This window comes from Streptococcus gallinaceus, assembly GCF_024170225.1.
GTDB lineage: Bacteria > Bacillota > Bacilli > Lactobacillales > Streptococcaceae > Streptococcus > Streptococcus gallinaceus.
Genome location: NZ_JALJXU010000013.1, coordinates 1 through 5164 on the forward strand (window position 1 = coordinate 1; position 5164 = coordinate 5164).

A 5164-nucleotide genomic window follows, 5' to 3' on the forward strand; every position below is an offset into this window, starting at 1 on the left:
AGTTGTCTCGTGAGGGGCGGCGGTCATGAAAAAAGTTTCTAAAAAAGTTAAACAAAAGTGTTGACAAGAAGAAGCAAACATGATAGACTAAGATAGTTGTCGCGTGAGAGTGACAAGCAAGACCTTTGAAAATTAAAGAAGACGAACCAAACGTGCAGGGTGAAGTTACAAGTTAACTTCGTCAATGAACAAAAAAACAATAAATCTGTCAGCGACAGATAATGAGTGAGAACTCAAACTTTAAATGAGAGTTTGATCCTGGCTCAGGACGAACGCTGGCGGCGTGCCTAATACATGCAAGTAGAACGCTGAAGCTTGGTGCTTGCACCGAGCGGATGAGTTGCGAACGGGTGAGTAACGCGTAGGTAACCTGCCTGGTAGCGGGGGATAACTATTGGAAACGATAGCTAATACCGCATAACAGCAGCCGACACATGTTAGCTGTTTGAAAGGAGCAATTGCTTCACTACCAGATGGACCTGCGTTGTATTAGCTAGTTGGTGAGGTAACGGCTCACCAAGGCAACGATACATAGCCGACCTGAGAGGGTGATCGGCCACACTGGGACTGAGACACGGCCCAGACTCCTACGGGAGGCAGCAGTAGGGAATCTTCGGCAATGGGGGCAACCCTGACCGAGCAACGCCGCGTGAGTGAAGAAGGTTTTCGGATCGTAAAGCTCTGTTGTAAGAGAAGAACGTTGAGTAGAGTGGAAAGTTACTCAAGTGACGGTATCTTACCAGAAAGGGACGGCTAACTACGTGCCAGCAGCCGCGGTAATACGTAGGTCCCAAGCGTTGTCCGGATTTATTGGGCGTAAAGCGAGCGCAGGCGGTTGTATAAGTCTGAAGTAAAAGGCAGTGGCTTAACCATTGTGTGCTTTGGAAACTGTACAACTTGAGTGCAGAAGGGGAGAGTGGAATTCCATGTGTAGCGGTGAAATGCGTAGATATATGGAGGAACACCGGTGGCGAAAGCGGCTCTCTGGTCTGTAACTGACGCTGAGGCTCGAAAGCGTGGGGAGCGAACAGGATTAGATACCCTGGTAGTCCACGCCGTAAACGATGAGTGCTAGGTGTTGGGTCCTTTCCGGGACTCAGTGCCGTAGCTAACGCATTAAGCACTCCGCCTGGGGAGTACGACCGCAAGGTTGAAACTCAAAGGAATTGACGGGGGCCCGCACAAGCGGTGGAGCATGTGGTTTAATTCGAAGCAACGCGAAGAACCTTACCAGGTCTTGACATCCCTCTGACCGTCCTAGAGATAGGATTTTCCTTCGGGACAGAGGTGACAGGTGGTGCATGGTTGTCGTCAGCTCGTGTCGTGAGATGTTGGGTTAAGTCCCGCAACGAGCGCAACCCCTATTGTTAGTTGCCATCATTGAGTTGGGCACTCTAGCGAGACTGCCGGTAATAAACCGGAGGAAGGTGGGGATGACGTCAAATCATCATGCCCCTTATGACCTGGGCTACACACGTGCTACAATGGCTGGTACAACGAGTCGCAAGTCGGTGACGGCAAGCTAATCTCTTAAAGCCAGTCTCAGTTCGGATTGTAGGCTGCAACTCGCCTACATGAAGTCGGAATCGCTAGTAATCGCGGATCAGCACGCCGCGGTGAATACGTTCCCGGGCCTTGTACACACCGCCCGTCACACCACGAGAGTTTGTAACACCCGAAGTCGGTGAGGTAACCTTTTAGGAGCCAGCCGCCTAAGGTGGGATAGATGATTGGGGTGAAGTCGTAACAAGGTAGCCGTATCGGAAGGTGCGGCTGGATCACCTCCTTTCTAAGGATAAGGAACCTGTACGTTAGTCTTCTTTAATTTTGAGAGGTCTTGTGGGGCCTTAGCTCAGCTGGGAGAGCGCCTGCTTTGCACGCAGGAGGTCAGCGGTTCGATCCCGCTAGGCTCCATTAACAAGTAATACTTGTTAAGATTGTCCATTGAAAATTGAATATCTATATCAAATTCCACGATCAGAAATGATTGTAGAAAGTAACAAGAAAATAAACCGAAAACGCTGTGAATATTTAATGAGTTTTCTAGTTTTAAAAACTAGGTTAATAAGGTTAAGTTAATAAGGGCGCACGGTGGATGCCTTGGCACTAGAAGCCGATGAAGGACGTGACTAACAACGAAATGCTTTGGGGAGCTGTAAGTAAGCAATGATCCAGAGATGTCCGAATGGGGGAACCCGGCAGGTAATACCTGTCATCACCAGTTTTTAAGACTGGATGAAGGAAGACGCAGTGAACTGAAACATCTAAGTAGCTGCAGGAAGAGAAAGCAAAAGCGATTGCCTTAGTAGCGGCGAGCGAAACGGCAGGAGGGCAAACCGAGGAGTTTACTCCTCGGGGTTGTAGGACTGCAATGTGGACTTAAAGATTATAGAAGAACTACCTGGGAAGGTAGGCCAAAGAGAGTAATAGCCTCGTATTCGAAATAGTCTTTATACCTAGCAGTATCCTGAGTACGGCGAGACACGCGAAATCTCGTCGGAATCTGGGAGGACCATCTCCCAACCCTAAATACTCTCTAGTGACCGATAGTGAACCAGTACCGTGAGGGAAAGGTGAAAAGTACCCCGGAAGGGGAGTGAAATAGAACCTGAAACCGTGTGCCTACAACAAGTTCGAGCCCGTTAATGGGTGAGAGCGTGCCTTTTGTAGAATGAACCGGCGAGTTACGTTATGATGCGAGGTTAAGTTGAAGAGACGGAGCCGTAGGGAAACCGAGTCTGAATAGGGCGCCATAGTATCATGATGTAGACCCGAAACCATGTGACCTACCCATGAGCAGGTTGAAGGTGCGGTAAGACGCACTGGAGGACCGAACCAGGGCACGTTGAAAAGTGCTTGGATGACTTGTGGGTAGCGGAGAAATTCCAAACGAACTTGGAGATAGCTGGTTCTCTCCGAAATAGCTTTAGGGCTAGCGTCGATGTTAAGTCTCTTGGAGGTAGAGCACTGTTTGGGTGAGGGGTCCATCTCGGATTACCAATCTCAGATAAACTCCGAATGCCAACGAGATGTAATCGGCAGTCAGACTGCGAGTGCTAAGATCCGTAGTCGAAAGGGAAACAGCCCAGACCACCAGCTAAGGTCCCAAAATATATGTTAAGTGGAAAAGGATGTGGGGTTGCACAGACAACTAGGATGTTAGCTTAGAAGCAGCTATTCATTCAAAGAGTGCGTAATAGCTCACTAGTCGAGTGACCCTGCGCCGAAAATGTACCGGGGCTAAAACATATTACCGAAGCTGTGGATCCCGTAAGGGATGGTAGGAGAGCGTTCTATGTGTGAAGAAGGTATACCGTGAGGAGTGCTGGAACGCATAGAAGTGAGAATGCCGGTATGAGTAGCGAAAGACAGGTGAGAATCCTGTCCACCGTAAGACTAAGGTTTCCAGGGGAAGGCTCGTCCGCCCTGGGTTAGTCGGGACCTAAGGAGAGACCGAAAGGTGTATCCGATGGACAACAGGTTGATATTCCTGTACTAGTGTATATAGTGATGGAGGGACGCAGTAGGCTAACTTATCCCAGCGAATGGAAGTGCTGGGCCAAGCAGTGAGGTGTGATATGAGTTAAATGCTTATATCTCTAACATTGAGCTGTGATGGGGAGCGAAGAATAGTAGCGAAGTAAGTGACGTCACACTGCCAAGAAAAGCTTCTAGCGTTAATTATACACTACCCGTACCGCAAACCGACACAGGTAGTCGAGGCGAGTAGCCTCAGGTGAGCGAGAGAACTCTCGTTAAGGAACTCGGCAAAATGGCCCCGTAACTTCGGGAGAAGGGGCGCTGACTTTCAGTCAGCCGCAGTGAATAGGCCCAAGCAACTGTTTATCAAAAACACAGCTCTCTGCTAAATCGTAAGATGATGTATAGGGGGTGACGCCTGCCCGGTGCTGGAAGGTTAAGAGGAGGGTTTAGCGTAAGCGAAGATCTGAATTGAAGCCCCAGTAAACGGCGGCCGTAACTATAACGGTCCTAAGGTAGCGAAATTCCTTGTCGGGTAAGTTCCGACCCGCACGAAAGGCGTAATGATTTGGGCACTGTCTCAACGAGAGACTCGGTGAAATTTTAGTACCTGTGAAGATGCAGGTTACCCGCGACAGGACGGAAAGACCCCATGGAGCTTTACTGCAGTTTGATATTGAGTATCTGTACCACATGTACAGGATAGGTAGGAGCCTAAGAAGTCGGGACGCCAGTTTCGACAGAGGCGCTGTTGGGATACTACCCTTGTGTTATGGCTACTCTAACCCAGATAGGTTAACCCTATCGGAGACAGTGTCTGACGGGCAGTTTGACTGGGGCGGTCGCCTCCTAAAAGGTAACGGAGGCGCCCAAAGGTTCCCTCAGAATGGTTGGAAATCATTCGCAGAGTGTAAAGGTATAAGGGAGCTTGACTGCGAGAGCTACAACTCGAGCAGGGACGAAAGTCGGGCTTAGTGATCCGGTGGTTCCGTATGGAAGGGCCATCGCTCAACGGATAAAAGCTACCCTGGGGATAACAGGCTTATCTCCCCCAAGAGTTCACATCGACGGGGAGGTTTGGCACCTCGATGTCGGCTCGTCGCATCCTGGGGCTGTAGTCGGTCCCAAGGGTTGGGCTGTTCGCCCATTAAAGCGGCACGCGAGCTGGGTTCAGAACGTCGTGAGACAGTTCGGTCCCTATCCGTCGCGGGCGTAGGAAATTTGAGAGGATCTGCTCCTAGTACGAGAGGACCAGAGTGGACTTACCGCTGGTGTACCAGTTGTCTTGCCAAAGGCATCGCTGGGTAGCTATGTAGGGAAGGGATAAACGCTGAAAGCATCTAAGTGTGAAACCCACCTCAAGATGAGATTTCCCATGATTTTATATCAGTAAGAGCCCTGAGAGATGATCAGGTAGATAGGTTAGAAGTGGAAGTGTGGCGACACATGTAGCGGACTAATACTAATCGCTCGAGGACTTATCCAAAGTAACAGAAGTCAATATTGACAGCGTTGGTTTTTCTTGATAGAATATAGGTATTCAATTTTCAGTGGATAATCCACAAAAGTTAAGTGACGATAGCCTAGGAGATACACCTGTACCCATGCCGAACACAGCAGTTAAGCCCTAGAACGCCTGAAGTAGTTGGGGGTTGCCCCCTGTGAGATACGGTAGTCGCTTAGC

General features: G+C 49.5%; 1 tRNA gene and 3 rRNA genes. All 4 read left to right on the top strand.

The features are described from left to right. Window positions 1–240: 240 nt before the first annotated feature. A 16S ribosomal RNA gene (locus tag J2T50_RS10465) occupies window positions 241–1789 on the top strand. 52 nt (window positions 1790–1841) lie between these two features. Continuing rightward, window positions 1842–1914: transfer RNA gene (locus J2T50_RS10470), tRNA-Ala, on the top strand. A gap of 154 nt (window positions 1915–2068) precedes the next feature. Next, window positions 2069–4966: ribosomal RNA gene (locus J2T50_RS10475) — 23S ribosomal RNA — on the top strand. A gap of 82 nt (window positions 4967–5048) precedes the next feature. Beyond that, window positions 5049–5164 (top strand): 5S ribosomal RNA (gene rrf / locus J2T50_RS10480). Together the 16S, 23S and 5S rRNA genes with 1 tRNA gene alongside form the textbook arrangement of a ribosomal RNA operon.